General features: G+C 64.2%; 21 protein-coding genes. 9 read left to right on the top strand and 12 right to left on the bottom strand.

Annotated features, from left to right (window positions below):
• Positions 1–9 precede the first annotated feature (9 nt).
• Both ACX80M_RS11010 and ACX80M_RS11005 read left to right on the top strand, forming a co-directional pair.
• Positions 10–1,656 carry a tripartite tricarboxylate transporter permease gene (locus ACX80M_RS11010; protein WP_459309661.1) on the top strand — a complete coding sequence of 549 codons (1,647 nt, stop codon included), beginning with the start codon at positions 10–12 and terminating at the stop codon, positions 1,654–1,656.
• A gap of 68 nt (positions 1,657–1,724) precedes the next feature.
• On the top strand, positions 1,725–3,155 hold the full coding sequence (locus ACX80M_RS11005) for an MFS transporter (RefSeq protein ID WP_459309659.1): 1,431 nt from the start codon (positions 1,725–1,727) through the stop codon (positions 3,153–3,155).
• A gap of 123 nt (positions 3,156–3,278) precedes the next feature.
• Here the strand turns inward: ACX80M_RS11005 and ACX80M_RS11000 are convergent, their stop codons facing one another.
• From ACX80M_RS11000 to ACX80M_RS10945, 12 genes are all read right to left on the bottom strand, one after another.
• Positions 3,279–4,124, bottom strand: coding sequence for a CoA-transferase subunit beta (locus ACX80M_RS11000; RefSeq protein ID WP_252608235.1), 846 nt, complete (start codon positions 4,122–4,124; stop codon positions 3,279–3,281).
• Positions 4,121–5,041 carry a CoA-transferase gene (locus ACX80M_RS10995; protein WP_256470781.1) on the bottom strand — a complete coding sequence of 307 codons (921 nt, stop codon included), beginning with the start codon at positions 5,039–5,041 and terminating at the stop codon, positions 4,121–4,123. Before ACX80M_RS10995 ends, ACX80M_RS11000 begins: the two co-directional genes overlap by 4 nt.
• A gap of 11 nt (positions 5,042–5,052) precedes the next feature.
• Positions 5,053–5,508: a MaoC family dehydratase gene (locus tag ACX80M_RS10990; RefSeq protein ID WP_252608239.1), complete on the bottom strand. Its 456-nt coding sequence runs from the start codon at positions 5,506–5,508 to the stop codon at positions 5,053–5,055.
• A 76-nt stretch (positions 5,509–5,584) separates the two neighbouring features.
• Positions 5,585–6,574: a tripartite tricarboxylate transporter substrate binding protein gene (locus ACX80M_RS10985; protein WP_459309657.1), complete on the bottom strand. Its 990-nt coding sequence runs from the start codon at positions 6,572–6,574 to the stop codon at positions 5,585–5,587.
• A gap of 67 nt (positions 6,575–6,641) precedes the next feature.
• Positions 6,642–8,222 carry a tripartite tricarboxylate transporter permease gene (locus ACX80M_RS10980; RefSeq protein ID WP_459309655.1) on the bottom strand — a complete coding sequence of 527 codons (1,581 nt, stop codon included), beginning with the start codon at positions 8,220–8,222 and terminating at the stop codon, positions 6,642–6,644.
• A 1-nt stretch (position 8,223) separates the two neighbouring features.
• Positions 8,224–8,757, bottom strand: a complete 534-nt coding sequence (locus ACX80M_RS10975) for a tripartite tricarboxylate transporter TctB family protein (protein WP_459309653.1) — start codon at positions 8,755–8,757, stop codon at positions 8,224–8,226.
• A 22-nt stretch (positions 8,758–8,779) separates the two neighbouring features.
• The gene (locus tag ACX80M_RS10970) at positions 8,780–9,757 is read right to left on the bottom strand and encodes a tripartite tricarboxylate transporter substrate binding protein (protein WP_459309652.1); all 978 of its coding nucleotides are present in this window, start codon (positions 9,755–9,757) and stop codon (positions 8,780–8,782) included.
• A gap of 247 nt (positions 9,758–10,004) precedes the next feature.
• Positions 10,005–11,189 (bottom strand): thiolase family protein, encoded by a 1,185-nt coding sequence (locus tag ACX80M_RS10965; RefSeq protein WP_252608248.1) that lies wholly within the window; start codon positions 11,187–11,189, stop codon positions 10,005–10,007.
• The gene (gene fabG, locus ACX80M_RS10960) at positions 11,189–11,965 is read right to left on the bottom strand and encodes a 3-oxoacyl-ACP reductase FabG (protein ID WP_252608249.1); all 777 of its coding nucleotides are present in this window, start codon (positions 11,963–11,965) and stop codon (positions 11,189–11,191) included. The genes ACX80M_RS10965 and fabG overlap by 1 nt, the downstream gene beginning before the upstream one ends.
• Before the next feature lie 64 nt (positions 11,966–12,029).
• Positions 12,030–13,223, bottom strand: a complete 1,194-nt coding sequence (locus ACX80M_RS10955) for an acyl-CoA dehydrogenase family protein (RefSeq protein ID WP_459309650.1) — start codon at positions 13,221–13,223, stop codon at positions 12,030–12,032.
• Positions 13,224–13,292: 69 nt separating this feature from the next.
• Positions 13,293–13,706: an acyl-CoA thioesterase gene (locus tag ACX80M_RS10950; RefSeq protein ID WP_252608250.1), complete on the bottom strand. Its 414-nt coding sequence runs from the start codon at positions 13,704–13,706 to the stop codon at positions 13,293–13,295.
• Positions 13,699–14,907, bottom strand: a complete 1,209-nt coding sequence (locus ACX80M_RS10945; RefSeq protein ID WP_459309648.1) for a CaiB/BaiF CoA transferase family protein — start codon at positions 14,905–14,907, stop codon at positions 13,699–13,701. The genes ACX80M_RS10950 and ACX80M_RS10945 overlap by 8 nt, the downstream gene beginning before the upstream one ends.
• A gap of 206 nt (positions 14,908–15,113) precedes the next feature.
• Between ACX80M_RS10945 and ACX80M_RS10940 the strand changes: the two genes are divergently transcribed.
• From ACX80M_RS10940 to ACX80M_RS10910, 7 genes are all read left to right on the top strand, one after another.
• Complete coding sequence (locus tag ACX80M_RS10940) at positions 15,114–16,016, top strand: LysR substrate-binding domain-containing protein (RefSeq protein ID WP_252614855.1); 903 nt, start codon at positions 15,114–15,116, stop codon at positions 16,014–16,016.
• Between the two features lie 129 nt (positions 16,017–16,145).
• On the top strand, positions 16,146–17,375 hold the full coding sequence (locus ACX80M_RS10935; protein ID WP_252614857.1) for an acyl-CoA dehydrogenase family protein: 1,230 nt from the start codon (positions 16,146–16,148) through the stop codon (positions 17,373–17,375).
• A 201-nt stretch (positions 17,376–17,576) separates the two neighbouring features.
• Positions 17,577–18,455 (top strand): 3-hydroxyacyl-CoA dehydrogenase family protein, encoded by an 879-nt coding sequence (locus ACX80M_RS10930; RefSeq protein ID WP_252614858.1) that lies wholly within the window; start codon positions 17,577–17,579, stop codon positions 18,453–18,455.
• A gap of 377 nt (positions 18,456–18,832) precedes the next feature.
• A complete protein-coding gene (locus ACX80M_RS10925; RefSeq protein WP_459309646.1) occupies positions 18,833–20,581 on the top strand; it encodes an ABC transporter ATP-binding protein in 1,749 nt (582 codons plus the stop codon).
• Positions 20,578–22,620: an ABC transporter ATP-binding protein gene (locus ACX80M_RS10920; protein ID WP_459309644.1), complete on the top strand. Its 2,043-nt coding sequence runs from the start codon at positions 20,578–20,580 to the stop codon at positions 22,618–22,620. Before ACX80M_RS10925 ends, ACX80M_RS10920 begins: the two co-directional genes overlap by 4 nt.
• Before the next feature lie 334 nt (positions 22,621–22,954).
• Positions 22,955–25,873 carry an FAD-binding and (Fe-S)-binding domain-containing protein gene (locus ACX80M_RS10915; RefSeq protein WP_459309642.1) on the top strand — a complete coding sequence of 973 codons (2,919 nt, stop codon included), beginning with the start codon at positions 22,955–22,957 and terminating at the stop codon, positions 25,871–25,873.
• Positions 25,874–25,898: 25 nt separating this feature from the next.
• On the top strand, positions 25,899–26,579 hold the full coding sequence (locus ACX80M_RS10910; protein ID WP_459309640.1) for a GntR family transcriptional regulator: 681 nt from the start codon (positions 25,899–25,901) through the stop codon (positions 26,577–26,579).
• Positions 26,580–26,656: the final 77 nt, after the last annotated feature.

Raw genomic sequence — 26,656 nt, 5'->3', positions numbered from 1 at the left:
GAAAATGACATGGATATCCTGAGCAACCTCGGTGAAGGCTTCTCGGTCGCCTTAGACCCGGTGAACCTGCTGTTCGTCCTGATTGGCGTGGTGGTGGGGACCGCCATCGGTGTCCTGCCCGGCCTGGGCCCCACCGCGACGATTGCCCTGCTGCTGCCTATCACCTACACGATGGATCCGACCGCTTCGATCATCATGCTGGCGGGCATCTACTACGGGTCGATGTACGGGGGCACCATCACCTCCGTACTGCTGCGCCTGCCGGGCGAGGCAGCCTCGGTGGTGACCACCTTCGATGGCTACCAGATGACCAAACAGGGCCGTGCCGGTGCCGCCCTCGGCATCTCCGCCATAGGTTCTTTCATCGGCGGCACCGTGGCCGTCATCGGCCTGACGTTCCTGGCCCCCGCGCTGGGCAAGATCGCCCTGTCGATGGGTCCGGCCGGCTTTGTTGCCCTCATGGTCATGGGCCTGTTCCTGGTCACGTCCCTGGGCACCGGATCCGCCATCAAGAGCGTGTGCATGGCCGCCGTCGGCCTGCTGCTGTCCACGGTCGGGCAGGATCCCGTCAACGGGTCGGCACGCTTCACGTTCGGCCAGGCGCCGCTGCTGAGCGGCCTGGACTTCGTGGCCGTGGCGATGGGCCTGTTCGGCGTCGCTGAACTCCTGCGGTCCCTGGAGCAGACCGAAAAAGCCCAGATCATCAAGACCAAGATCAAGAACATCTGGCCCACGCGGAGGGACATGAAGGACTCCGCCGGTGCCATCGGCCGCGGCTCGGTTCTCGGTTTCTTCATCGGCATCCTTCCCGGTGGTGGTGGTGTCATTTCATCCTTGGCCTCCTACGCGCTGGAGAAGAGGCGGGCGAAGGATCCCAGCCGGTTCGGCAAGGGCGCCATCGAAGGAGTGGCCGGGCCGGAAACGGCGAACAACGCCTCCTCGACCACCGCGTTCATTCCGCTGCTGGTCCTTGGTATTCCCTCCAACGTGGTGCTGGCAATGATCTTCGGCGCCCTGCTGATGCACGGCATCACGCCGGGACCGCGGCTGATGACCGATCACTCCGGACTCTTCTGGGGCGTCATCGCGTCGATGTACATCGGCAACCTGATGCTGCTCATCCTCAACATTCCGCTCGTGGGCATCTTCATCCAGATGCTGCGCGTGCGCCAAGGCATCCTGGTCGCCTTTTCCCTGCTGATCGTGCTGATCGGCGTCTACTCGATCAACAACACGTCCTTTGACATGTGGGTTGTGCTGGCCTTCGGCGTCCTGGGCTGGATCATGTCCAAGACAGGCTTCGACGCCGGCCCGCTGGTGCTGGCCTTCGTCCTGGGCCCGATCCTGGAGAAATCCTTCCGCCAGTCCATGCTGATTTCCGGCGGCAGCCTGGACATCTTCGTGACCGATCCGGCCGCGGCGATCATCTTCAGCCTGATCCTCGCCGGCATCGCCATCAAAGCCATCAGCGGGTTCCGGCACCGCTTTGCCGGAGCCAAGGCTTCCCCACACGTGCCGGTGGCGGAGGAGGAAGATCCGCAGGCCACGTCCGACGGCGGTGACCCTGCAATACTCCCCGCCGCCTCTTCGGGACCGGGTGAGGGGGCGCCGGCAGCCCAGCATGCCGACAAGCAACACAGCCCCACTGCCCGCTGATCGCCAAGGAAATGCCTCTACGCGGGAAAGGCAGAGCATCGAAGCCCAGGGCTGCCGGCAGACTCCTTGTGCCGGTGCTCTGCCTGTGCGGCACAACCGTCACCCTCCAGCAGGCCACGGTCGTTCCCCTGCTTCCCGAGTTGCCGCGCCTGCTCGGAATCACCGTCGAGGACGCCTCCTGGATCCTCACGGCCACACTGCTGGCCAGCGCAGTGGCCACGCCCGTACTCAGCCGTCTGGCAGACATGTTCGGCAAACGCCGGATCATGCTCGTCTGCCTGGTTATGATGACCGTAGGCTCAGCATTGGCGGCGGTCGATCTGGGCTTTCCGGCCATGATCGCAGGCCGCTCGCTGCAAGGATTCGCTGCAGCCCTCGTGCCCGTGGGCATCAGCGTCCTACGCGAGGAGATCCCCGCTACGAAGCTCGGCCCCGCCGTCGCGATGATCAGCGCCACCTTGGGTTTCGGGAGTGCATTGGGTCTTACGCTGGCCGGTGTGCTGTACGAGTTCCTCGGCTGGCAGTCAATCTTTTGGAGCGCCGCTGCAGCCGGGATCGTCCTGATCGCGCTATTGCCGCTGGTCATGTCGAAATCCCGTATCCGCACGCCGGGCACGTTCGACTACGGAGGGGCTATCCTGCTCTCGATTGCCCTGACCGCAGCACTTCTTGCCTTGTCTAAGGGCGGTACCTGGGGCTGGACCAGTGCACCAACGCTGATCACGGCACTAACGGCGGTCGTTGGCCTGGCCTTATGGGTCCCGGTCGAACTGAAAATCAGTCAGCCGATGCTGGACCTGCGAACATCGGCCCGGAAACCCGTGCTGATCACGAACCTGGTTGCGGTCCTTGTGGGTTACTCCATGTACTCCAACCTGCTCTCCACCACCCAGCAGTTGCAGATGCCTGGCGCGGCTGGATACGGCTTCGGCTTGAGCGTGATGGCTGCCGGCCTTTGCATGGTTCCCATCGGCTTGGCAATGGTGATCTTCACTCCCGTATCCGCCCTGAGCAGCCGCCGTTACGGCGCCAAAACCGCCCTCATTATGGGTTCCCTCGTTTCTGCCGCCGGCTACGTTGGCCGCCTCTTCCTGACCGAAGAACTCTGGATGGTGATGCTAGGAGCTGTTGTTATAGGCATCGGCAACGCCATAGCCTATGCGGCGATGCCGATCCTCATCATGGGATCTGTCCCCTTAGCCGTCACTGCCGCTGCCAACGGGCTGAACACCGTGCTGCGCGTCATCGGAACCACTGTCGGGAGCGCCGCAGTAGCCGTGCTGCTGGCCTCAACAACACTGACCCTTGACGGAACAGAGCACCCATCCTTTCGAGCCTTCGAACACGTCTTCTGGATTGCCGCCGCAGCAGCCCTTACTGCTGCGGTACTGGCAAGTTTCCTGCCCCGGCAACTCCCCACATCAACCGAGAACTTCGGCCGAATCGATCGGGGCATCAGGAAAACAGCACTGCCGACGCTGCCAGTCGCGGGTCGGTGAGACGAGAACATTGTCCCGAATTCGGCTGCGGTATCGGCCACGGCGGATCAGTGCCGGGCGCCAACGACGACACTCCGTGGCAGGCGCAGGACGCCGAAGGTTTGCGGGATGCCGGACCAGGGCTCAGCGCAGGTATACCCGCTCCGGATCCAGCACGTCCCGCAGCAGGGCCAGCTCCCGGCCGGTCGGCGGCACCGTGGTGACCAGGTTCTCCGAGACCTGCAGGTCCCACCCCGTGGCCGCCCTGACCGCGTCCACCTCGACACCGGGATGCACAGCGGTAAGGACAAGCTCTTCGTCGATACCCCGACGCGTCATGATGCCCAGATCCGTAATGACGGTGGTCACGCCCAAACCCGCAGGCATCACGCCACCGCGGCCCGCCGCCGCCCGGCGAGGTCCGGGCGTGGTGCAGAAGTCGAGCTCCTCCACAAGGGACCGGGGATTGTGCCGGCGCATCACCACGAAGACCTCGCCGGCGCCGGCCATCGCTTCGATGGCTCCCCCGGAGCCGGGAAGTTTCGTAACCGGCGACCCCCAGTCCTTACCGATCAGGCTTGAGTTCAGGCTGCCGAATTTGTCCACCTGGGCGGCACCGAGGAATCCGACGTCCACGCGCTGTCCCTGCAGCACGAAGTTGAACAGCTGCGCCATGGGCAGGACCCCGGCCGCGCCGGTGACGAGGACCGAATCCGAAATACTGCGCGGCAGGTCTGCCGGCTGTGCCCCGGTAACGCCTGACTCATAGATTATTTCGACGTCCGGAGAAACCGTCCGCTGCGCCAAGGACACTGCCAGAGTGGGAAGTCCGTGTCCGGCGAACACCACGTGCTTTCCTTCCAGGGCGCGGGCGGACAGGGTGGTGAGCAGCTCGCTGCTGGTCGCCTCCGGCGGCAAGGGTTCCGTCCGGCGGCCGGGTAAGCGCGCCGGTGATGGTTCCAGCTGATCCGGTAATTTCGTAACGTTCATTTACGGCCTCCATAGTTGACCGGAACGGAAAGTGCCGCTTCGACCTCCAAGCGATCCCAATAATCCGGTCCAAGCCGGGCAATGTACTCCCCGTGATCCCGGGTGCCGCGGATGTTTGCCTGCAGCCAGTCGCGTAGCCGCCGCGGATCGCGGGCGAGCTCGGACCAGCGGCGGCTGAACCCGTCGTCGCGGTCATAGTAGCCCTGGACCGAATGCGGATGCGCGCCACGGGGACAGTGGACCACTGCGTCGACTGCGTGGGACGGAACGATGGTGCGGTTCGGATCGGAGCGGATGACGGCGTCGTCGACTATTTCCTCAACGGTAACGATGACCTTCCTGGCGGCGAACGCAGCTTCGGCCTGCACCCCGAGAATGCCCCAAGCCTGAATGTTGCCCGCCCTGTCTGCCCGCTGCGCGTGAATGATCGTCACGTCGGGATTAAGTGCCGGGACCACGTGGATTTCCTCCCCGCCGTATGGATCCGTGACGGATCGGATCCGGCCGTTCAGCGCCACCAGATCGCTTCCCCGGTAGGAGTTGATCGGATAGAAGGGAAGTTTCGAGGCGCCCGCAAGGTACCGGCAAACCATGCCCCCATGACTGTATTCCTCAAGGTCCAGCGGAGCCGGGTCCGAGTTCTCCACCCGCCGCCGCAGTTCGTGGAGTGAACCCGCCGAACTGTTGCCTACAAAGGAGCCGATGACCCCCTTCAGGCAATCCGATGCCAGGAGCTGATCAATCAGCACGTCCCCGGTCATCCTGGCCAGCGTCAGGTCACGGAACCCCTGCCGGATTATTTCGTGGGCCGCCGCCACCGGAACCAGGTGCCCGAATCCTTCGATGGCCACGATCTGGCCGTCCCGGACGTGTTCCGCGACGGCCTCGCTGAGGGTTGTACTCTTGTCCACCGACATGCCGTTGCCCCTCAGCCGACCATCAAGGAAACTGTTTCGGCCACACAGGCCGGCCGGATCCCGTGCTCGAGTTCAATCTCATGACGGATCACCACCTGGCTGCCTTGGGCGGCCGGCGTCACGGAGACGAGTGTGAGGCGGCTGCGGACCCGGGAACCCGCCGGGACCGGACTGGGGAACCGGACCTTGTTCAGCCCGTAGTTAACGATCATCTTCAGTCCGTGGACCCGGTAAACCTCTTTTGCGAAGAACGGGATCATCGACAGGGTCAGATAGCCATGGGCGACAGGACGCCCGAACGGTCCCGTGGCCGCTCTCTCCGGATCGACGTGGATCCACTGATGGTCACCGGTCACATCGGCAAACCCTTGAATCCGGTCCTGCTGGACACTGTGCCACCCGCTTACACCCAGTTCTGCGCCGATGAGCGGCTCGAGGTCAGATAGGCCATGTAGTTCCCTCACCATGAAAATCTCCCATTTGATTTGTTGCGGATTTGTTGGCCTGAACGTGACCGAAAGCTACTGCGGCCCAGTCGCCGGCTCACCGGCTAAGGATCGGTTCATAGAGCGCCTTGATCTGCGCAAAGTTGGCGCCCAGCTCCTCGGCACCAATGAATTCCTTCGGCACAAAGTTCTTTCCGATCTGCGCAACGACCTTCGGATCACCGAGGCACGTTTCGAGTTCGCGTTCCAGTGTGGAAACGACGGCGTCCGGGAGGCCCTTGGGACCGAACAAGCCGTAAATCGACGTTGCATTCACCAGATCGGGGAACCCGAGTTCGGCCAACGTCGGTATTTCGGGGAGCCAGCCAAGCCGTTCAGGGGTGGTGGCGGCAAAAGGAAGAAAGGAACCGTCGGTGATGCGTGCCTGGACATCCGGATGATCATTGATGAAAAGCGCATCCACATGCCCGCCCAACAGATTGGTGGTCATCTCCGCGTTGCCCGAGGCTGGCACGGCGGTGATTTCAACGCCGTAGTCATTCTTCAGCCGCTGCAGTTCAATGGCCGCGGGACTCGTAGCGCCAGGAACACCCATCGTGATTGCCCCGGGATCCGCCCTGGCCGCTTCGAAGAGCTCCGCTGCGTCCTTATAAGGGGAGTCCGTTCCGACGACGATCAGGGTCGGATTGTCGGCCATTACACCGATGGGTTCAACGTCCGCAAGACTGTAGCTCAGCGAGTTGATCATAGGGGCCATGACGAGGGTGCCGGTGGTACCGAGCGCCAAGGTCTGACCGTCGGGTTTAGAACCCACCAGCTCCTGCATCGCCACAGCTCCGCTGCCGCCGGGCTTGTTTTCGATGACGAAGGCCTCGCCGAGACTTTCCCCCAAACAGGCTGCAACCGAACGGGCGGTAAGGTCCGAGGGTCCGCCGGCGGCATAGGGCATGAGGATGGTGACCGGCTTCGCAGGGTAGTCGGGTCCGGCCTTCGGGGCGGTGCCGGAACCGTTGGCCCCGCATGCTGCCAGGGCCAGGGATGCCAGGGCAAGCCCGGCGGTCATCTGGAGGCGTAAGGCATTCTTCAAGGTGCTCCCTTGTCTTTCTGTCGAGTCGAAATCGATAGCGCTAACGGACTGACTTGCCTGCGGGGAATTATTCTCCAGCCTCAGGATCCGGGGTCCTTTCGCGCCTGGCGGAGGCGTTGACGAGCGTATTGCTCTCTTCCGGGGCTACAGCGGCTGCGCGACGCGTGCGGAGCTGTCGCCGGCTGCGGGTGATGAATCCGTACACGATGAACAGCCCGATCAGGATAAAGACCGCCGCGGACACCGGATCTGAGGCGAAAATGCCGAAGCTGCCTTCGGAGATCAGCATCGTCTGGCGGAAGGATTTCTCCAGGATCGGACCTAGGATGAACGCCAGCACCAGCGGGCCGGGGTCAAAGTGTGCCTTGATCATGACCCAGCCAAGAACCCCGAACACCAACACCACCCACATGTCGAACGGGTTGTTATTGATGGAGAAGACGCCCACCATGACCACCAGCAGTGCGAAGGTCGAAAGGATCCCCGCCCGGATACGGAGCATCTGGATAAAGACGCCGACCAGCGGAATGTTGAGGATGATCAGCATGAGATTGCCGATGTACATTGACGCGACGACGCCCCAGAAAACATTGGGATGGTCATTCATCAGCTGCGGCCCCGGGGTGATGCCGTGCAGCAGGAGCGCTCCGTAGATCAAGGCCAGCACTACGTTGGACGGGATGCCCAGAACGAGCAGCGGAATGAATGCCGAGGTCGACGATGCGTTATTCGCTGTCTCGGGACCGGCGACACCCTCGATGGCCCCCTTTCCGAACCTGCTGGGATCCTTGGCGCGGCGTTTCTCCATGGCATAGGACGCCAGCGATGAGATGACGCCGCCGCCGCCGGGCAGGACGCCGATGAAGAAGCCCAGGACGGAACCACGGGCTATGGCGCCGGAGGAATCCCGGAAGTCCTTGCGGGAGGGCCAGATATTTTTGATCCTGGTGGTGACGGCCTGGCCTTTTTCGCTTCGCTCAAGGCTATGGAGCAGTTCTCCTACGCCGAAAAGCCCCATGGCGATGGCGACGAAATCCAACCCGCCGAGCAGCGACGTCTGGCCGAATGTGAAGCGTGCGGTTCCGGTGACCGGGTCCTGGCCCACGGTCGAGAGCAGGAGGCCGAATCCTGCCATGAACAGGCTTTTGACCGTTGAGCCGGTGCCGAGGGAGGTCACCAGGAAGAGTCCCAGAATCATGATGGCGACGTAGCCGGCCGGGCCGACCGCGACGGCTACCTTGGAAAGCAGCGGGGCGAGGAAGGTCAGGCCGACAATGGCGACAGTGCCACCGATGAAGGATCCGATGGCGGAAATGCCCAGGGCGGTCCCGGCCCTGCCCTGCTTGGTCATTTGATAACCGTCAAAGGTGGTAACCACCGAGGCGGCCTCGCCGGGAAGACGCAGCAGTACCGAAGTAATCGTGCCGCCGTACATGGAGCCGTAGTAGATACCGGCCAGCATGATCACCGCCCCGACAGGCTCCATCGTGTAGGTGATCGGCAGCAGGAGCGCGATGGTGGCGGTCGGGCCCAGCCCCGGCAAAACGCCGATGGCCGTTCCGACGACCACGCCGATGAAGACGAACAGCAGGTTCATCGGGTCGAAGGCTACAGAGAAGCCCTGGCCCAGGTTGTTCAGGGCGTCCATATCAGAATCCGATCGTCCGGGTCAGGCTGGTGACGACGATGTCGTCCGGAAACGGAACACCGAGCAGGCCCGCAAAGATAACGTGCAGCATGACGGCGCCTCCGACGGCAAGGGGTATGGTCCAGCGCCACGGCTCACGGCCGAAGGCCCGCAACCAGAGCATGAGCATCAGAAATGCCGGAATCAGGAAGCCGATGGATTCAAAAAGCACCACAAACACGCACAGGCTGCCCACACCTCCTGCAATACCCGCCGTCCGTCGGGTCCAGGCTTCGGGAACCGCCGAGTCCGGAAAGAGTGTGAGGATGGCCGCCGCGATGGTCACCGCGACCGAAACGATAAAGGGCCACAGGCCGGGGCCGGGGCTGTTCAGTTCTCCCAGCGAGAGCCGCCACGAACCGATCACGGCCGAGACGCCGGCCGCAACCAGGACAAGCGGAACAAGGCGGCGGATCTGATGCCTTGGCAGGTCATGCTTTCCTGCCTGCGGGCGGTCATTCTCCAGATCCGCAGGTCCAAGAGCGAGCTTCGTCATATCAATGCCCTTTGCTGATGTACTACTGCCCTAGGATCGGTTTGTAGAGGTCCTGCATTGCCGTGAACGCAGTCTGCAGTTCCTCCGACCCGTCGAATTCGTCGGGTACAAACCGGTCGCCGATCTGCTCGACAATGGCCGGATCAGCGGTGCACGTTTCAAGTTCCGCTTCGAGCTTGGAGAGAACGGTCTCCGGCATGCCCTTGGGACCGATGACGCCGAACACCGAAACGGCGTTGACCAGTTCCTTGAATCCAACTTCGGCCAGCGTCGGAACCTGGGGGTACCAGGCGGCGCGTTCCGGGCTGCTGATTGCAAGCGGCTTAAAGGAACCGTCCTCGATCCGCGCCGCAACGTCGGAATGGTCCGTAATGAACAGTGCGTCGACATGGCCGCCGAGCAGGTTCGTGGTCATTTCCGCGTTGCCGGCGGTCGGAACTGCCGTGACCTCGATGCCGTATTCGTCCTTCAGCCGCTTCAGCTCGATCGCCGCGGAGGTTGTCGCCCCGGGAACCGCGACGCTGAACTTTCCGGGAGTGGCCTTGGCCGCCGCGAAAAATTCCTGCGCATTGGCATACGGCGAATCAGCACCGACCACGAGCACCGTGGGCATCTCGGCCATGACTCCGACCGAGGTGAAGTCAGCAAGGCTGTAGCCCAACTCATTGACGATCGGGTTCATAACCAGCGGGCCGTTGGTGCCGAGCCCGAGCGTGTGGCCGTCCGGCTTGGCGCTGGCCAACTCCTGCATGGCTACCGCGCCGCTGCCGCCAGGCTTGTTCTCAACCAGGACAGGCTGGCCGAGGCTGCCTTCGAGGCAGGACGCGTAAGCCAGGGCCGTCAACGACGAGGGGCCGCCGGCGGCGAAGGGGACCAGGAAGCGTACGGGCTTTTTTGGGTAGTCCGTTCCGCCCTCCTTGGCACTGGCTGCCCCGCCGCCTCCGCAGCCCACAAGAGCCAGGCAGAGCCCCACGAGGCCCACAGAGACCTTCAAATGCATTTCGCTTCGCTTTTTCAACACGGACCTCATCGTCGTTTGGGTTGGTGGTGGTTTTGCACGTTGTTTTGGTTGCTGCTGTGTTAGCTAGATCACTCTCGCAGAGTGTCCCATTCGAATCCAATACCAAATGGGACGCCGATTGATGTGTTGTGAGCATCAATCGCCAGGCGGATTGTCGCGGCGACAACCGGCGCTGCAAAGTCACCCGTCGTCGGCTTTATTCCGCGATTTCAGCGAAAAATCCGCGTCAAACTCTTTCGAGCAACATCGCGGTACCTTGCCCGAGCCCCACGCACATGGTTGCCAGGCCCCTGGCCGCGCCTTCGCGCTCCATCCTGCCCAGCAGAGTAACGGCGATTCGTGCACCGGAGGAACCAAGGGGGTGGCCGAGCGCGATTGCGCCGCCGTCCCGGTTCACGATCTCCTCGTTCATTCCCAGCCTGCGCATGCAGGCCAATGCCTGCACCGCGAAGGCCTCATTGAGCTCGATCGCACCCACGTCATCGAGTGACCAGCCGGCCCGCCCGAGCACCTTGAGCGTGGCCGGCACCGGGCCGATGCCCATGATCTCCGGCGGCACACCCGCGGAGGCGCCATCGACGATTCGTGCCCGCGCGTGAAGGTTCAGCCGCTCGACGGCACGTCCGCTGGCAACGACGACGGCGGAGGCACCATCGTTGAGCGAACTGGAGTTTCCGGCGGTCACGACGCCGCCGGGGCGCACCACCGAGCGCAGACCCGCCAGCGCTTCGAGGGTCGTTTCCCGTCGGGGGCCCTCGTCCTCCTTGACGGCTCCCCTCTTGGTCTCCACCGGAACGATCTCCGCCAGGAAGCGGCCTTCGTCCACAGCAGCCAGGGCCCGTTGATGCGAACGGAACGCGAAAGCATCTGCATCCTCCCGGGAGATACCATCCACACGCGCCAGCTCCTCTGCCGTTTCGGGCATTGAAAAGGTGGATTTGGGGCGTTCATGGAACTTCGGATTTAAGAAGCGTGAACCGATGGAGGTATCGGCTATTTCGCCCGGGCGTCCGAATGCCTTTTCGGGCTTCGCCAGCACCCAGGGGGCCCGGGACATGGATTCCACTCCGCCGGCCACCACAATATCCGCCGCACCTGACTTGATCATCTGCGATGCGATGATGATGGCGCTGAGTCCGGAGGCGCAGAGCCGGTTCACGGTCATCCCCGGGACACTGTCAGGGAACCCTGCGAGCAGGGATGCCATCCGCGCCACATTGCGGTTGTCCTCTCCCGCCTGGTTGGTGTTGCCCAGGATGACCTCATCGACGTCGGCAGCCTCGATTCCTGCCCGCCGGACAGCTTCGCCGAGAACGAGCGCCGCCAGGTCATCCGGCCGGACACCGGACAGTGAGCCACCGTAGCGCCCGACCGGGGTGCGCACCCCGCCCACCAGGAATGCTTCAGCCATCAACGTGCTCCTCCATTGATATAGAGCGTCTGCCCGGAGACATATGAGGAATCATCGCTGGCGAAGAACGCAATGGCGGCGGCCACTTCCTCCGGCTCCCCGACCCGACCCAACGGAGTGCGTTCGGCCACGGATTTCTGGTGCTCCTCCGGCGTGCTGCCGACCCGTCCAGCAGTCGCGGCAGTCATGGCCGTGGCGATGTAACCAGGTGCCACGGCGTTGACGTTGATATTGAACGGACCCAGTTCCAGTGCCAGCGTGGCGGTGAGTCCCTGGATCCCCGCTTTGGCGGCAGCATAGTTAGCCTGCCCGCGGTTGCCGAGCGCGGAGCGGCTGCTCAGGCTGACAATCTTTCCGTACCGGGCCGGCACCATGAACTTCTGCGCGGCCTTGGCGCAGAGGTAGGCGCTGGTCAGGTTCGTGGCCAGGACGGAATCCCAGTCCGGACGGTCCATTTTGAACAACATGTTGTCCCGGGTGATGCCTGCGTTGTTGACCAGGATGTCGACGCATCCGTGATCGGTGAAGATCCGCTCAAAGACCTCGGCAACCTGTTCCTCGCTGGTGACATCGCAGACGGCGCTGACTGCCGAACCTCCGGCCGCCACGACGGCGGCGTTTGAGCTGATCCCGGCGGCCGTGGCCGCTGCCCTCTCGGCATTCAAGTCCAGGATGGCAACTGTTGCGCCCTCCGCGGCCAGCCGGAGGGCCGTGGCAGCGCCGATGCCCTGCGCGCCGCCGGTGACGATGGCAGTCTTGTTTTTCAGCCTGTTCATTGGCTCTCCCTCTTGGTTTGCTTTACGTTTCGATTGGCTTGGTCTTTGCAACAGGGGTGCGGCGTCATCCGGAGAATGCGGAGATCCCGGTGATGTCGCGGCCGATCAGCAGCGACTGGATGGAGTCCGTTCCCTCGTAGGTGTGGACGACTTCCATATCGGTCATATGGCGCGCCACATGGTTCTCCAGCAGCAGCCCGTTGCCGCCCAGGATGTCGCGGGCTTCCTGGCAGATCCAGCGCGCCTTCTGAGCGGTGTGCATCTTGGCCAGGGACGCCATCGGGCCGGTCATCTTCCCCTGGTCGGCGAGCGCGGCCAGCCGAAAGCAGATCAGCTGCATGGCGGTCAACTCGGCCAGCATGTTGGCGAGCTTGTTCTGCACCAGCTGATAACTGGCAATAGGCTTGCCGAACTGCACGCGTTCCTTCGCGTATTTCACTGCGGCCTCGTAAGCGGCGATCCCGTGGCCCACTGATTCCCAGGAAGCACCGCCGCGGGTCGCGGTGAGCACTCGGGTGACATCGCGGAAGGAGTTCGCCTCGACGAGCTTGTTCTCCGCCGGAATCCGCAGGTTTTCGATAGTGATATCGGGCTGCAGGATCGCCCTTTTGCCGATCTTGCCGGTGATCACCTCGGCCTGGTAGCCCGCCGGGTAGGTACCGTCGCTGTTTTTTTCCAGAATGAACGCCTTGACCTTGCCGTCCGCCTCATCCCGGGCCCAGAGCACGACGACGTCGGCGAAGCTCGCGTTGCCGATCCAGCGTTTGCGCCCATTCAGGATGTAGTGGTCACCGTCCCGGCGCGCGCTCGTTTCCAGCCTCACGGAGTCCGAGCCGTGGTCCGGCTCGGTGAGTCCAAAGGCCCCGATCTTTTCCAGCCTTGCCATCCCGGGAAGCCACCGCTGCTTCTGCTCGTCGCTGCCGAGCGTATTGATGGTGCCCATCGCCAGGCCGGACTGGACCCCGATGAAGGTGTTGATGGAGCCGTCGCCCCGGGCCATCTCCATGGCCACCATTCCGGCAGCGAGGCGGCTCATGCCGGGGCAGCCGTAGCCTTCGATGGTGGTGCCGACGATGCCGAGTGCCGCGATCTTGGGGACGAGGACGAACGGAAACTCCGCCCGGTCCCAATAGTCATTGATGACCGGCAGAAGGTCGGTTTCGACAAAATTACGGACCTTCTGCCGGATGATCCGTTCGTCTTCGGAGAGGAAGTCATCGACCATGAAGTAGTCGCTGTTGATCTCTTCTGTAACCACAGTTTTTCCTTTGTTTCTGGACAGCCGGGCTCGCCGGTAGCGTTCGTCCGGTTGTTGTTTGGGTGGCGCTCAGACCGGCACTTCGGTGCGTAGATAGCGCTCCAGGTAGTCTCTTTCCCCGGCGTTCAGCGCGCGGGCCCTCCCGGTCGCGTCGTCGAGCGAAACCATGACCGTTGAGGCGTCCAGGACCAGATTCCCTTCCTGGTATCCGGCGTAGCCCATGGTGTAGGACCTGGCCCCGATGCGGACCACCCAGATGTGCACGTCGACATCCTGGCCAAACTCGATGGGCCGGCGGTAGTGCAGCGTCAGGGACGCCACCAGCGTGGCTGTCTCCGCGGCAGCGGCCGCGGAGGCCGCGTGGCGCCGCCACTGAATCCGGGCCTCTTCCAGCAGCGTTGCCACGCGCGCATTGTTCACATGGCCGTTGATGTCCTGATCGGACCAGCGGACTAACACCTGTGCGCGGAATTCCTCAGCCAACGAGCCGCACCTCCTTGGCGGCCAGCCAGGTGCGGACCAAGTCGGAGCTGGCATTGAGTTCCGGCGGAGCCAGTTCATAACTGACCGGGGTTTGGGAGAAGGCAACCGGGTGGCGCACGGAGGGAATCCGGCGTTCGCCGTTTCCAGCCATGACGACCGGTTCCAGCCCCAGCTTCCGGGCAAGTTCAATGCCACCCCTGACGTCCTGGATGGGAGCGCATGGCAGGCCTAATGCGGAGAGGTGTTCAAACCACTCCGCCGCGGAACGCGCGGCCAGGCGGTCTTGGAGAATGGGCCGCAACTGCTCACGGTTGGCGTTGCGCTCCTGCGGGTTGCCGAAGCGCGGATCGGCGGCAATTTCGGGAATGCCCAGAGCATCGCAGAGTTTGGTGAACTGGCCGTTGTTTCCGGCCACCACGATCAGCATTCCGTCGCCCGTAGGCATCGGCTCATAGGGGTACAGGCTTGGATGCTCGTTGCCCATGCGGGTGGGTACCACCCCGCCGGTGACGTACGCCGCGGACTGATTAACCATTCCTGACAGGGCCGACGAGAGCAGGTTCAGCTCAACACGCTGCCCTTGGCCGGTATTGTCCTTGTGGTGGAGTGCCCCCAGGATGCCGATGCTGGCATGCAGGCCGGTGATCACGTCGAATATGGCCAGTCCGGCGCGGTATGGCTCGGTGTCCTGCCCGCCGGTGAGGTTCATCATTCCGGACACCGCCTGGACCAACAGATCATAGCCCGGCAAGCCTGCGCCACCGGCGGTGCCGAAGCCGGTAATGGACGCGTAGATGACATCCGGGTTCACCGCGGAAACGCAGTCGTAGTCCAGCTTGAACTGATCCAGTCCACCAGGCTTGAAGTTTTCCACGAGGACATCTGCCTTGGCGGCCAGTTCCTGGGCGATTTCAAGGTCTGACTCGTCCTTGAGGTCCAGCACAATCGAATGCTTGTTGCGGTTGACTGACAGATAGAACGTGGCTTCGTCTTCACGGACGGGCGGCTTCCAGCCGCGGGTGTCATCGCCGTGCGGGCTCTCGACTTTAATCACCGTAGCCCCCATGTCCGCCAGCAACATGGTGCAATAGGGCCCGGCGAGGACGCGGGTGAAGTCCGCAACCACCAGACCGCTCAGCGGCCCGCTGCCGGAGCGGCCGAAAGCCTGGTTCAGCCTTGATGCAGCGTCAGTTCGATTCATGTCATGCCTTCCGGTTTGTGCTCCACATCACCCACTGTCCCAAACCCATTACGTCGCGTCCAATACGTATTCCGGCCCTGTTTGATGCCCAAAGCGCAATAAACATCCTTGTCGATCCATCCTTTCGCAGGCCCGGCGAAGAACATTGATGCTGAAACGCTCTTAGCGTTTGACGCTTCTATCTGTCTGACGCATAATTTGCCCCTATGGAGATTCAACAGATCCGCGCGTTCCTGGCCGTTGCCCAGGAACTGCATTTCGGGCGGGCCGCCCAGCAGATGCATATGGCCCAGCCTCCGGTCAGCCGTGCCGTTCAGAATCTGGAACGGGAGCTCGGCGCCGCCCTCTTTGAGCGCAGCACACGCTCTGTGCGGCTCACCCCGGCAGGCGAGGCCCTGATCCAGCCGGCGACGGATATTCTCGATGCCTGCCGGCGAGCCAGGACCATGGTGACCAATGCCGGCAAGGGCGAGACCGGACGCGTGAGGGTCGCTTTCGCCGGAGCGTCGTCGCACGTCATGGTCGGCAAGCTGGCCAAGCTTGTCCGCAAGACACACCCGGGCATCGACTTCGAGCTGTACAGCTCGAATTTCGCCATCCCGGCCCTGGACAAAGTCGCCAACGGTGCCATGGAAATCGGTCTGGGACGGTGGAATTTCATACCGGCCGCCCTCAGCTCGCGGGTCATTGCCAATGAAAAACTCGTCATAGCCGTGCACGCCGGCCACCCGCTGGCGGGGCGAGCGTCCGTGCGGATGGCTGACTTGGATGGTGAGCCATTCGTGACCCTGCCCGCGGACCCCGGCGCCGTCCTGCGCGACCACCTCCTCAAGCTCGCCAGCGATGCCGGATTCCTGCCATCGATTGTGCAGGTAGCCCCGGATTCACTGACGCTGGTCTCACTGGTGGCTGCGGAAATCGGGGTGGCGATGACCGTATCTTCCGTTGCGGAGAATATTCACTATCCGGGCGTGTTGTTCCTGCCCCTGGAGGACCCCGTGGACCCCGTCTTGCTGCGGATAATTTGGCGCAAGGACAACACCAGCCCCGCCCTCCGTGAGGTCCTGAGGCTCTCTGAAATAGCGCTGCCAACGCCCGAACTCGCATGAGAAACTAATGCGCCAGACGGATCAATAGCGCCGTCATTTGGTATTGGCTCCGAGCATAAATTGCTGTCAGAGTGAACGGGGCGAACGCAAACCGACGCCCTTCAGGCCGTCACTGTCGGAGGATCAAAGATGAGCGTCACACCAGAAACCCTGTCCGAACCGGAACTGCGGACTATTTCCACCGCTGCCGGCCCCGCCGACGAGATCCGCTCGGACGTGCTGGACCTGCGGGGGCTGCTCAGCAGTGACGAGCTGCAGCTACGGGACACAGTCCGCCGGTTCGTGCGCGAACGCATCAAGCCGAACATCAAGGACTGGTACGAAGCTGCGCACTTCCCTGTGGAAATTTCGCGAGAGATGGGTGCCCTCGGGCTCTTGGGAATGCATCTGAAGGGTTACGGCTGCCCGGGCCGGTCCGCAGTCGAATACGGTTTAGCGGCGATGGAACTGGAAGCCGGAGACTCCGGGCTGCGGACGTTCGTCTCGGTCCAGGGCTCCTTGGCGATGAGCGCTATCCACAAATGGGGTTCGGAGGATCAGAAGAACCAGTATTTGCCCGGCATGGCGAAGGGTGAAATTATCGGCTGCTTTGGCCTCACCGAGCCCACGGCAGGCTCGGATCCTTCCAGCATGCAGACCTTTGCCCGCCGCGACGGCAACCAGTGGGTTATTAGCGGCGCGAAACGGTGGATCGGTTTGGCCTCCGTCGCGCAGATCGCAGTCATCTGGGCCGCCACGGAGGACGGCGTCCGCGGATTCCTGGTTCCCACCGACGCTCCCGGTTTCACCGCCACACCGATAGAGCCAAAGCTCTCCATGCGCGCATCGATCCAGTGCGACATCACCCTCGAGAACGTCACAGTGGATGACACCGCCAGATTGCCAGGCGCCGAGGGCCTCCGCGGCCCGTTCTCCTGCCTGAATGAAGCCCGCTACGGCATCATCTGGGGTGCCATGGGTGCTGCCCGGGACAGCTACGAGCAGGCCCTGGACTACTCACTGGAGCGGATGCAGTTCGACAAACCGCTGGCCGCCTACCAGATCACGCAGCAAAAGTTGGTGAACATGCTGCTGGAAATCCAGAAGGGCACGCTGCTGGCGATCCACACCGGCCGGCTCAAGGATGCTGGCACCCTTGCGCCCGTACAGATCTCCGTCGGCAAACTCAACAACGTCCGGGAAGCCATCAAGATTTGCCGCGACGCCCGCGCCATCCTCGGCGGCAACGGCATCACACTGGACCATTCGCCCCTGCGCCACGCCAACAACCTGGAGTCTGTCCGGACCTACGAAGGCACCGACGAGGTCCACACCCTCATCCTGGGTAACCACATCACCGGCATTCCCGCTTTCCGCTGAGCAGAGGATTGCGCGGCCGCCGCGGAGTCGTTGGCCGGCCTCGGCGGTACATGACTGTCACCTCATCAGACAGGACCCGGCCTGAGGCCGGTCCGCCGTCCCCCAACCGAAACATCGTTGTCCGGGACGGTTTTCCGGGCAGTAATTCTCAGCGCCGGAACGTCATGGAAATTCCCTTTGCGCACTAGGAGAAGAGAAATTATGCAGATCAACAAGATTTTGGTGGTCGGAGCCGGAGCCATGGGCTCACAGATCGGCATGGTGTGCGCCCTGGCCGGATACCAGGTCACCATTCAGGATGTCGCGGCAGACATGCTGGCCGCCGCCCGGAGCCAGCTCACCGACCGGATGGACAGCAGCGTGGTCAAGGGGCGCAGGAGCCGACAGGACGCCGAGGCCGCCCTGGCGCGGCTCACCTTCACCACGTCCCTGGAGGCCGGCGCGGCGGACGTCGACTTCGTGATCGAGGCCGCCACCGAGAAACTCGAAGTGAAGCGCAGCATCTTCGCGGCGTTGGGACGGGCAGCCCCGGCACACGCCATTCTGGCCACGAATTCCTCCACGCTGGGCTCCTCAAAAGTGGCCGAGGAGACAGGGCGGCCGGAACAGGTCTGCAATATGCATTTCTTCAACCCCGCCCTGGTCATGAAATGTGTTGAGGTGGTCCGCCACGGCAAAACATCTCCGGACACGGTGGACACCACCATGAAGCTGGCGCGTTCATTGGGCAAGTCGCCCGTGCTTATCGACCGCGAGATCCCGGGTTTTGTGGCCAACAGGCTCATGGGCGCCATCCGGGACGAGGCACTCCGGCTTTACGCGGACGGCATCGCCAGTGTCAGCGACATCGACACTGCGGCCAAGACGGCGCTGGGCCACCCCATGGGGCCGTTTGAGCTGATGGACCTGGTGGGCCTGGACGTGAGCTACCTGATCCGGCAAGCGACCTTCGAGGAAACGCAGGACCCGGCAGACCTGCCTCACCCGGCCCTGAAGGAGCTTTACGAACAAGGGAATTACGGCCGGAAAACCGCGCATGGCTGGTACCGATATGACCAGTCCGGAACCCGCATCCAGTAATGCGCCGGCGAAACCCGGCAGGACCACCCCACAAACCCACGCAAGACCGGTCCTCAGCGTCATCATCATGGCCTCACCCATGATCAAGGCCGGGGCCGCTGACACTGACGTGGCTGGCGGCGTCGAGTCCACGAGCCGTGCACGGCGCAATTGTCCTCGCGATCTTCGGACCCAAGACAAGGCCGAAACCCTTGGCAGTCTCCCCTCTGCAGATGCTGTTGCCCTTCTCCCGCACCGTAGGTACTCAGGGCAGCACCACAAAAACCCGCCCAACTTCTCCTCCACAGGCAGGGATCGTTCCCAGCCTCCGGACGTAAACTGACCTTCGCACCACCTCCAGCTCGAACACCAGCGGGACAGAACCTTTGGAGCCGCCCATGCTCTGGAAACTGCTTGTTGAATACCTGCGGCCGCACCGGCAGCTGCTGATCGCCGTCGTGATTTTCCAGCTGGCGCAGTCCATCGCGTCGCTGTACCTGCCCACCCTGAACGCGGACATCATCGATGAGGGCGTCGCCAAGGGCAACACCGGCGTCATCCTGAGCCTGGGCGGCCTGATGCTGGCGATCACGCTGCTGCAGATCGTGTGCGCCGTGATTGCCGTGTACTTCGGGGCCAAGGCGGCCATGGGCGTGGGCCGGGACCTGCGCGGGGCCATCTTCACTCGGGTGGGGGAGTTCTCCGAGCAGGAGGTCACGAAGTTCGGCGCGCCCAGCCTGATCACGCGCTCCACCAACGACGTCCAGCAGGTCCAGCAGCTGGTGCTGATGGCCGCCACTATGATGGTTGCCGCGCCGATGCTCGCCATCGGCGGCGTGATCATGGCCGTGCGGCAGGACGTGCAGCTGTCCTGGCTGATCGCCGTCGCCGTGCCCGTGCTCATGATCGGCGTAGGGCTGATCATCACCCGGATGGTGCCGCTGTTCCGGAAGATGCAGAAGCGGATCGACACCGTGAACCGGGTGCTCCGCGAGCAGCTCACCGGCATCCGCGTGGTGCGGGCGTTCGTCCGCGAGGACATCGAGAGCGCCCGCTTCGCCCAGGCCAACGAGGACGTCACGGACACCGCGCTGCGGGCCGGCCGGCTGATGGCGCTCGCGTTCCCCGTGGTGATGCTGGTGCTGAACGTCTCCAGCGTGGCGGTGATCTGGTTCGGCTCGTTCCGGATCGAGGACGGCTCCATGCAGGTGGGCACCCTCATCGCGTTCCTGAGCTACCTGATGCAGATCCTGATGTCCGTCATGATGGCCACCTTCATGGCCGTGATGATCCCGCGTGCCGCGGTCTCGGCGGACCGGATCGGCGAGGTGCTGGGGACCGAATCCAGTGTGCGGCCGCCGCTGAAGCCCGTGAGCAGCGCGGTTCCGTCCGGCGGGCGGCGCCGCGGGGAGCTGGAAATGCGCGACGTCGGATTCGCCTACCCGGGTGCCGACCAGCCCGTCCTCTCCGGGCTCAGCTTCACCGCCAAAGCGGGGCAGACGACGGCGATCATCGGCAGCACCGGCGCGGGCAAGACCACCCTGGTGAACCTCATGCCGCGGCTGTTCGACGCCACCACCGGCTCGGTCCGGATGGACGGCGTGGACGTCCGCGAGCTGCACCCGGACCTGCTCTGGGGGCACATCGGCCTGGTCCCGCAGCGGCCCTACCTGTTCACCGGCACCGTCCGCAGCAACCTGCAGTACGGCAAGCCGGACGCCACCGAGGACGAGCTCTGGACCGCCCTGGAGATCGCCCAGGCGCGGGACTTCGTGGAGGAGATGGAGGGCGGGCTGGATGCGCCGATCTCGCAGGGCGGCACCAACGTCTCCGGCGGGCAGCGGCAGCGGCTGGCCATCGCCCGGGCGCTGGTGAAACGGCCCGAGCTGTACATCTTCGACGACTCCTTCTCTTCGCTGGACACCGGCACCGACGCCCGCCTCCGCCAGGCCCTCAAGCGCAACACCGCCGGCGCCACGCTGGTGATCATCGCCCAGCGCGTGTCCAGCATCGTGGACGCGGACCAGATATTGGTGCTCGACGACGGCAGGATTGTCGGGCGCGGAACGCACGGCGAGCTGCTGGAGACGTCCGAGACGTACCGCGAGATCGTGTCCTCCCAGCTGGCAGCGGAGGAGACGGTATGAGCGCGCCGCACCGTCCGCCGTCGGGCCCTGCTTCCCACAACGCCGCCGCTGGCGGAACCGCACCCGCCTCGAAAACCGGGACTGCCGACGTCGTACGCATTCCCCGTCCGGCGGGCGGACCGGGACGCGGCGGGCCCTTCGCAGGGATGAACATCCCGGCGGAGAAGGCGATGAACTTCGGGCCGTCGGCCAAGCGGCTGCTGGGCACGCTGCGGCCGGAGCGGGCGTGGCTGCTGCTGGTGCTGGCCATGGGCATCGCCAGTGTGGCGCTCTCGGTGATCGGGCCGCGCCTGCTGGGGGAGGGCACCAACCTGATTTTCGCCGGGGTCGTGTCCCGGGAGCTGCCCGCCGGGGTGAGCAAGGCCGAGCTGATCGCGCAGCTGCGGGCCGCGGGGGAGAACCAGAAGGCGGACATGCTGACGCCCATAGCACTGACGCCGGGCGAGGGGATCGACTTCGCGGCGCTGTCCGGCGTGCTGCTGTGGGCGCTGGTGCTGTACGTGCTGGCGTCGGCGTTTATGTGGATGCAGGCGTATGTGCTGAACGGGGTGGTGCAGCGGACGGTGTTTGGGCTGCGCGGGGAGATCGAGGCGAAGATCCACCGGCTGCCGCTGCGGTATTTCGATTCGATCCAGCGGGGTGAGCTGCTGAGCCGGGTGACCAACGACGTCGACAATGTTTCGCAGAGCCTGCAGCAGTCCATCAGCCAGGCGGTCACGTCGGTGCTGACGGTGGTGGGGGTGCTGGTGATGATGTTCATCCTGTCGCCCGCGCTGGCGCTGATCGCGCTGGTGACGGTGCCGCTAACGCTGGGGATCACGGCGCTGATCGCCAAGCGTTCGCAGAAGCTGTTTGTGGCGCAGTGGAAGCACACGGGGGAGCTGAACGGGCAGATCGAGGAGACGTACACCGGGCATGCGCTGGTGAAGGTGTTCGGCCGGCAGCGCGAGGTGGAGGAGCGGTTCCGGCAGAAGAACGTGGAGCTGTATGACGCGAGCTTCGGGGCGCAGTTCATTTCGGGGCTGATCATGCCGGCCATGACGTTTATCGGGAACCTGGTGTACGTGGGGATCGCGGTGGTGGGCGGCCTGCAGGTGGCGTCCGGTGCCATGCAGCTGGGCGACGTGCAGGCGTTTATCCAGTACTCGCGGCAGTTCACCATGCCGCTGGCGCAGCTGGGGTCCATGGCCAACCTGCTGCAGTCCGGGGTGGCGTCGGCCGAGCGGGTATTTTCGTTGCTGGATGAGGACGAGGAGTCTGCGGAGCCTGCGCCTTCTGCTGGGCCGGTGTTTGGGCGGGGGCGGCTGGTGTTCGAGGACGTCTCGTTCTCCTACTCGCCGGACAAGCCGCTGATCTCTTCACTTTCTTTGGTTGCGGAGCCGGGGCAGACAGTGGCGATTGTCGGGCCGACCGGGGCTGGTAAGACCACCCTGGTGAACCTGATGATGCGGTTCTACGAGCTGGATTCCGGGCGGATAACGCTCGACGGCGTGGACGTCACCTCAGTTCCTCGGCACGAGCTGCGCTCGCGGCTGGGGATGGTGCTGCAGGATACGTGGCTGTTCGGCGGGACCATCCGGGACAACATTGCGTACGGGCGGCCTGGCGCTTCTGAGGACGAAATCCTGGAGGCGGCGGGGGCGACGTACGTGGACCGGTTCGTGCGGTCGCTGCCGGAGGGGTATGACACGGTGCTGGAGGACGAAGGTTCTAACGTGTCCGCCGGCGAGAAGCAGCTGCTGACGATTGCCCGGGCGTTCCTGGCGCGGCCGTCTGTCTTGATTTTGGACGAGGCGACGAGCTCGGTGGACACCCGCACCGAGGTGCTGGTGCAGAAGGCGATGCGTGCTTTGCGGTCCGACCGGACGAGCTTTGTGATCGCGCACCGCCTGTCCACCATCCGCGACGCCGACCTCATCCTGGTGATGGAGGCCGGCCAGATCGTGGAACAGGGGACGCACGCTTCATTGCTCGCCTCGGGCGGGGCTTATGCGCGGTTGTACGAGGCGCAGTTCGCGGCTCCGGTGGCGGAGGTTTAAGGCAGGCGACATATGCTCGCATGGAACCGCCAATTTGAAGGCAGCCAGTGTGATGGTTACGGGTCGACAAACTGAAGGTAGCCGCGGTCGCAGAACCAGTCGCTGCAGGCAAAGGCGCCTCAGGCAGCGCTTCTGCGGACGTCAGCCGACCGCAGCTTGCATATGAGGGGCTATGCCGAGCGAAGCCGGTGCAGAGGTGGTCACCCAAGCCCGCCGCCACGGAGTAAATTTTCACTCCGGTGTCCGACACAGCGCGCTCCAACACGGTTACAGTGCTGACGGAGGCCGCACGAAGGAACAGCACCACACCGGCCCAATGAGGAGCATTTCCGCAGTGACCCTGAATATACCGATCCCGCAACAACCCACGCACGCGATTGTCGCCGAGCTCCGCACAGTGCTCGAAGGCACCGCGGATGACTCCTCGCTGGCGCGCGCGCAATACGCCACCGATGCCTCCAACTACCGGGTGGTTCCCGAAATCGTGGTGCTGCCCAGGACCCGCCGGGACGTCGAGGAGGCAGTGGCAATCGCACGGAAACACCGCATGCCTGTGACCGTGCGTGGCGGCGGCACCTCCTGCGCCGGGAACGCGATCGGCCCGGGCATGGTCCTGGACGTTTCGCGTTACATGAACCGCATCCTTGCTATCGACCCCGAGGCGGCCACCGCGGTTGTGGAACCCGGGGTGGTGCTCAGTGACCTTCAGAATGCGGCCGCCCCGTTTGGGCTGCGGTTCGGTCCGGACCCTTCGACAGCTATGCGCTGCACTCTCGGGGGCATGATCGGAAACAACGCCTGTGGACCGCACGGACTCTCCTACGGGCGCACCGCGGACAACGTTGTGTCAATGACCTGGCTGACAGGTTCGGGTGACATTGTCACCGCAGGCTCCGGCCCGCACGCCTTGGAGGCCGTGCCGGGGCTGGCAGCCTTCGTGGCGGAAAACATGGCCGTCTTGAGGACCGAATTCGGGCGATTCGGTCGACAGATCTCGGGTTACTCCCTGGAGCACCTGCTCCCCGAGAAGGGCCAAAACCTCGCGGCTGCCCTGACCGGCACAGAAGGAAGCTGCGGGGTGATCCTCGAGGCAGAACTCAGGCTGGTTCCGCAGGCGGTGGCCCCTGCCTTGGCTGTGCTTGGCTACGCGGATATGGCCACCGCGGCCGACGATGTTCCGGCGCTGCTCCCTTTTCGCCCACTGGCACTGGAAGGGCTGGACGCGAAGCTCGTCGACGTCGTGCGGCGGGCTCACGGCCCGGCCAGTGTCCCGGCGCTTCCCGCAGGAGGCGGCTGGCTGATGGCCGAGATTGGCGGCGCCACGGCTGAAGAAGCCATCGCGTCAGCCGAACATCTGGTCTCCGCCTCCAGTGCTGATGCTGCCATCGTGCTGCCGGCCGGCCCTCAAGCCACCCGCCTCTGGCAGATCCGGGCGGACGGGGCCGGACTGGCCGGCCGCACCGCTTCAGGTCAGCAGGCGTGGCCGGGATGGGAAGACTCTGCCGTGCCTCCGGAGAGGCTGGGCAGCTACCTGCGCGGCCTGGAACAACTGATGGATGAGGAAGGGCTTTCCGGCCTGGCTTACGGTCACTTCGGTGACGGGTGCGTGCACGTCCGCCTCGACTTCCCGCTGGACAGCGACGGGGTGCTCATGCGCCGCTTCCTCGAGCGCGCCGCGGCCCTGGCAGTCGCGCACGGGGGATCGCTCTCGGGTGAGCACGGCGACGGCAGGGCGCGTTCCGAACTGCTCCCCACCATGTACAGCCCCGCAGCGCTTCGGGCCATGAGCGATTTCAAGGCTCTTTTTGACCCGGAGGACATGTTCAACCCCGGCGTCGTAGTCCGGCCGTCGCCCCTCGACGCTGACCTGCGCCGACCCCAGGCACTGTCCCTGCGCGCCAGTGACGGATTCGCCTTCGCCCACGACGACGGCGACATCACCAAAGCCGTGCACCGCTGCGTAGGGGTCGGAAAATGCCGCGCTGACCTGGGCCCACAGGGCGGTTTCATGTGTCCGTCCTACACCGCAACCCGCGAGGAGAAAGACTCCACCCGCGGCCGGGCCCGGGTACTCCAAGAGATGCTGAACGGCGGTGTGGTGACTCTAGGCTGGTCCTCACCGGAAGTGCATGACGCGCTCGACCTCTGCCTCAGCTGCAAAGCCTGCGCCAGCGACTGCCCCACCGGCATCGACATGGCCATGTTCAAGTCCGAAACCCTGCACCAGTCCTACAAGGGACGAATACGCCCGCTGAGCCACTACACGCTGGGGCGCCTTCCCCAGTGGCTGCGCCTCTCCGCCCCGGCGGCACCCCTGGTCAACCTCGCCGGACGCCTTCCGGTGCTGCGCAAGACCATCATGGCGCTCATGGGGGCCGACCTCCGCCGGTCCCTTCCGCCGCTGCCCCGTGCTCCGTTCAGACGAACGCAAGAAGGCCGGAACCGCAGCCATGGCCGGAAAGGGGGACACAAAGTCCTGCTTTGGGTCGATTCGTTCTCCGACGCACTGGCGCCCGAGGTGGCGCGCGACGCCGTCGAAGTTCTCGTGGCCGCAGGCTGCGATGTCGAGCTTGCCGGCCCCGGTGCATGCTGCGGACTGACTCTCATCTCCACAGGCCAGCTGACGGCCGCGAAAGCGAAGCTCCGCGCAACGGTAGACCTCCTTCTGCCGCACGTCCGGGACGGCCGGACGGTGGTTGGTCTCGAGCCCAGCTGCACCGCGACGCTGCGCTCGGACCTGGTGGAACTCCTGGCCGACGATCCCCGCGCCGCGGAAGTGTCAGCTGCCGTGAGAACTGTCGCTGAACTCCTGGCCGGGATCGGGTGGACTCCACCGCTCGCCGTGGAAAAGCTCCTCGTTCAGCCGCACTGCCACCACTATTCCGTCATGGGTTACGCGGCCGATGAAGCCCTGCTGACAGCCATGGGATGTGACGTCGAAACGTCAGCCGGCTGCTGCGGACTGGCTGGCAACTTCGGCATGGAAAAAGGGCACTACGACGTGTCCGAGAACATCGCCCGCAGGGGGATTCTCGCCAAGGCGGAGGCCCTTCCCGATCACGGCATCATGGCCGACGGCTTCTCCTGCCGCACCCAGGTCCGCGACCTGGCCGGGCTGGAGAGCCGGCACCTGGTCCAAGTCATCGCCGACGCCCTGCGCGCCGGGCGGCGACAGGCTTCGGACCACAGCGGGGGTGCGACCGGCGGGAACGAGGACGGCGGCGGAAGCCCGCCAGCTAGGATTCAGGTGTGAAAGCAGATGCGTTTGCGGTGACGGGATGAGCGAGGACGCCGCGAAAGAGTTTAGGCGCCCTCCCACCGCTCAAGCTTTCGTCCTTGCCGAGCTGCGGCGCGCAATCATCGCGGGGGACTTCCTGCCCGGTGAGCCGCTCCGTCAAAACACGCTCGCCGAGCGGTTCGGCGTCAGCAGGGTTCCCGTCCGCGAAGCATTCAAGGTCCTCGAAAGCGAGGGCCAGGTGGTCTACGAGCCGCACCGCGGGCACAAAGTCGCCAGCCTGTCGCTCACGGACCTCCTGGAGGTCTACCGGCTCAGGCAGTTGTTGGAAGCGGAGGCCGCGCAGGCTGCTGTCAGAAACCGGAGTGACGGTGTACTCGCAGCGATGAGGGCGTCCGCCCGTGCCGTTGAAGCGGCCAGCGCGGCCGGTGATCTGCTGAAGATGACCGAGGCGAACCGGCGGTTTCACTTCGAACTGCTGGCAGCGGCCCAGATGCCGCGCCTGGAACGGATCGTTCAGGTCCTGTGGGATGCGACCGAGGCCTACCGGTTCGTCTACTACGGGGCGGAACACAATCGGGCCACAGTGGAACGCGAACACGCCGGCATCGTCCAGGCCTATGCGGACGGGGACGTCGGGCTGCTCGTCGCCCTGATGGACGAACACCGCGAGCATGCCGTGGACGCCCTCCGCACGTTCTTGGAAGCCCCGAGCCGCCCATAACGTAACGATTGTGTGACGCCGGTTACAGTTCGGGGTGATATTGGATACATTATCCAAATGGTCTTTCAATTAACCGC

The organism is Pseudarthrobacter sp. MDT1-22 (assembly GCF_054511035.1).
This window is presented reverse-complemented; position numbering and strand designations above follow the sequence as displayed.

Bases quoted from the DNA above. Each gene is read 5' to 3' on its own strand.
- ACX80M_RS11010 (WP_459309661.1), top strand. From the start codon at position 10: ATGGATATCCTGAGCAACCTCGGTGAAGGCTTCTCGGTCGCCTTAGAC.
- ACX80M_RS11000 (WP_252608235.1), bottom strand. From the start codon at position 4,124: ATGAACGTTACGAAATTACCGGATCAGCTGGAACCATCACCGGCGCGC.
- ACX80M_RS10995 (WP_256470781.1), bottom strand. From the start codon at position 5,041: ATGTCGGTGGACAAGAGTACAACCCTCAGCGAGGCCGTCGCGGAACAC.
- ACX80M_RS10990 (WP_252608239.1), bottom strand. From the start codon at position 5,508: ATGGTGAGGGAACTACATGGCCTATCTGACCTCGAGCCGCTCATCGGC.
- ACX80M_RS10980 (WP_459309655.1), bottom strand. From the start codon at position 8,222: ATGGACGCCCTGAACAACCTGGGCCAGGGCTTCTCTGTAGCCTTCGAC.
- ACX80M_RS10975 (WP_459309653.1), bottom strand. From the start codon at position 8,757: ATGACGAAGCTCGCTCTTGGACCTGCGGATCTGGAGAATGACCGCCCG.
- ACX80M_RS10970 (WP_459309652.1), bottom strand. From the start codon at position 9,757: ATGCATTTGAAGGTCTCTGTGGGCCTCGTGGGGCTCTGCCTGGCTCTT.
- ACX80M_RS10965 (WP_252608248.1), bottom strand. From the start codon at position 11,189: ATGGCTGAAGCATTCCTGGTGGGCGGGGTGCGCACCCCGGTCGGGCGC.
- fabG (WP_252608249.1), bottom strand. From the start codon at position 11,965: ATGAACAGGCTGAAAAACAAGACTGCCATCGTCACCGGCGGCGCGCAG.
- ACX80M_RS10945 (WP_459309648.1), bottom strand. From the start codon at position 14,907: ATGAATCGAACTGACGCTGCATCAAGGCTGAACCAGGCTTTCGGCCGC.
- ACX80M_RS10940 (WP_252614855.1), top strand. From the start codon at position 15,114: ATGGAGATTCAACAGATCCGCGCGTTCCTGGCCGTTGCCCAGGAACTG.
- ACX80M_RS10935 (WP_252614857.1), top strand. From the start codon at position 16,146: ATGAGCGTCACACCAGAAACCCTGTCCGAACCGGAACTGCGGACTATT.
- ACX80M_RS10930 (WP_252614858.1), top strand. From the start codon at position 17,577: ATGCAGATCAACAAGATTTTGGTGGTCGGAGCCGGAGCCATGGGCTCA.
- ACX80M_RS10925 (WP_459309646.1), top strand. From the start codon at position 18,833: ATGCTCTGGAAACTGCTTGTTGAATACCTGCGGCCGCACCGGCAGCTG.
- ACX80M_RS10920 (WP_459309644.1), top strand. From the start codon at position 20,578: ATGAGCGCGCCGCACCGTCCGCCGTCGGGCCCTGCTTCCCACAACGCC.
- ACX80M_RS10910 (WP_459309640.1), top strand. From the start codon at position 25,899: ATGAGCGAGGACGCCGCGAAAGAGTTTAGGCGCCCTCCCACCGCTCAA.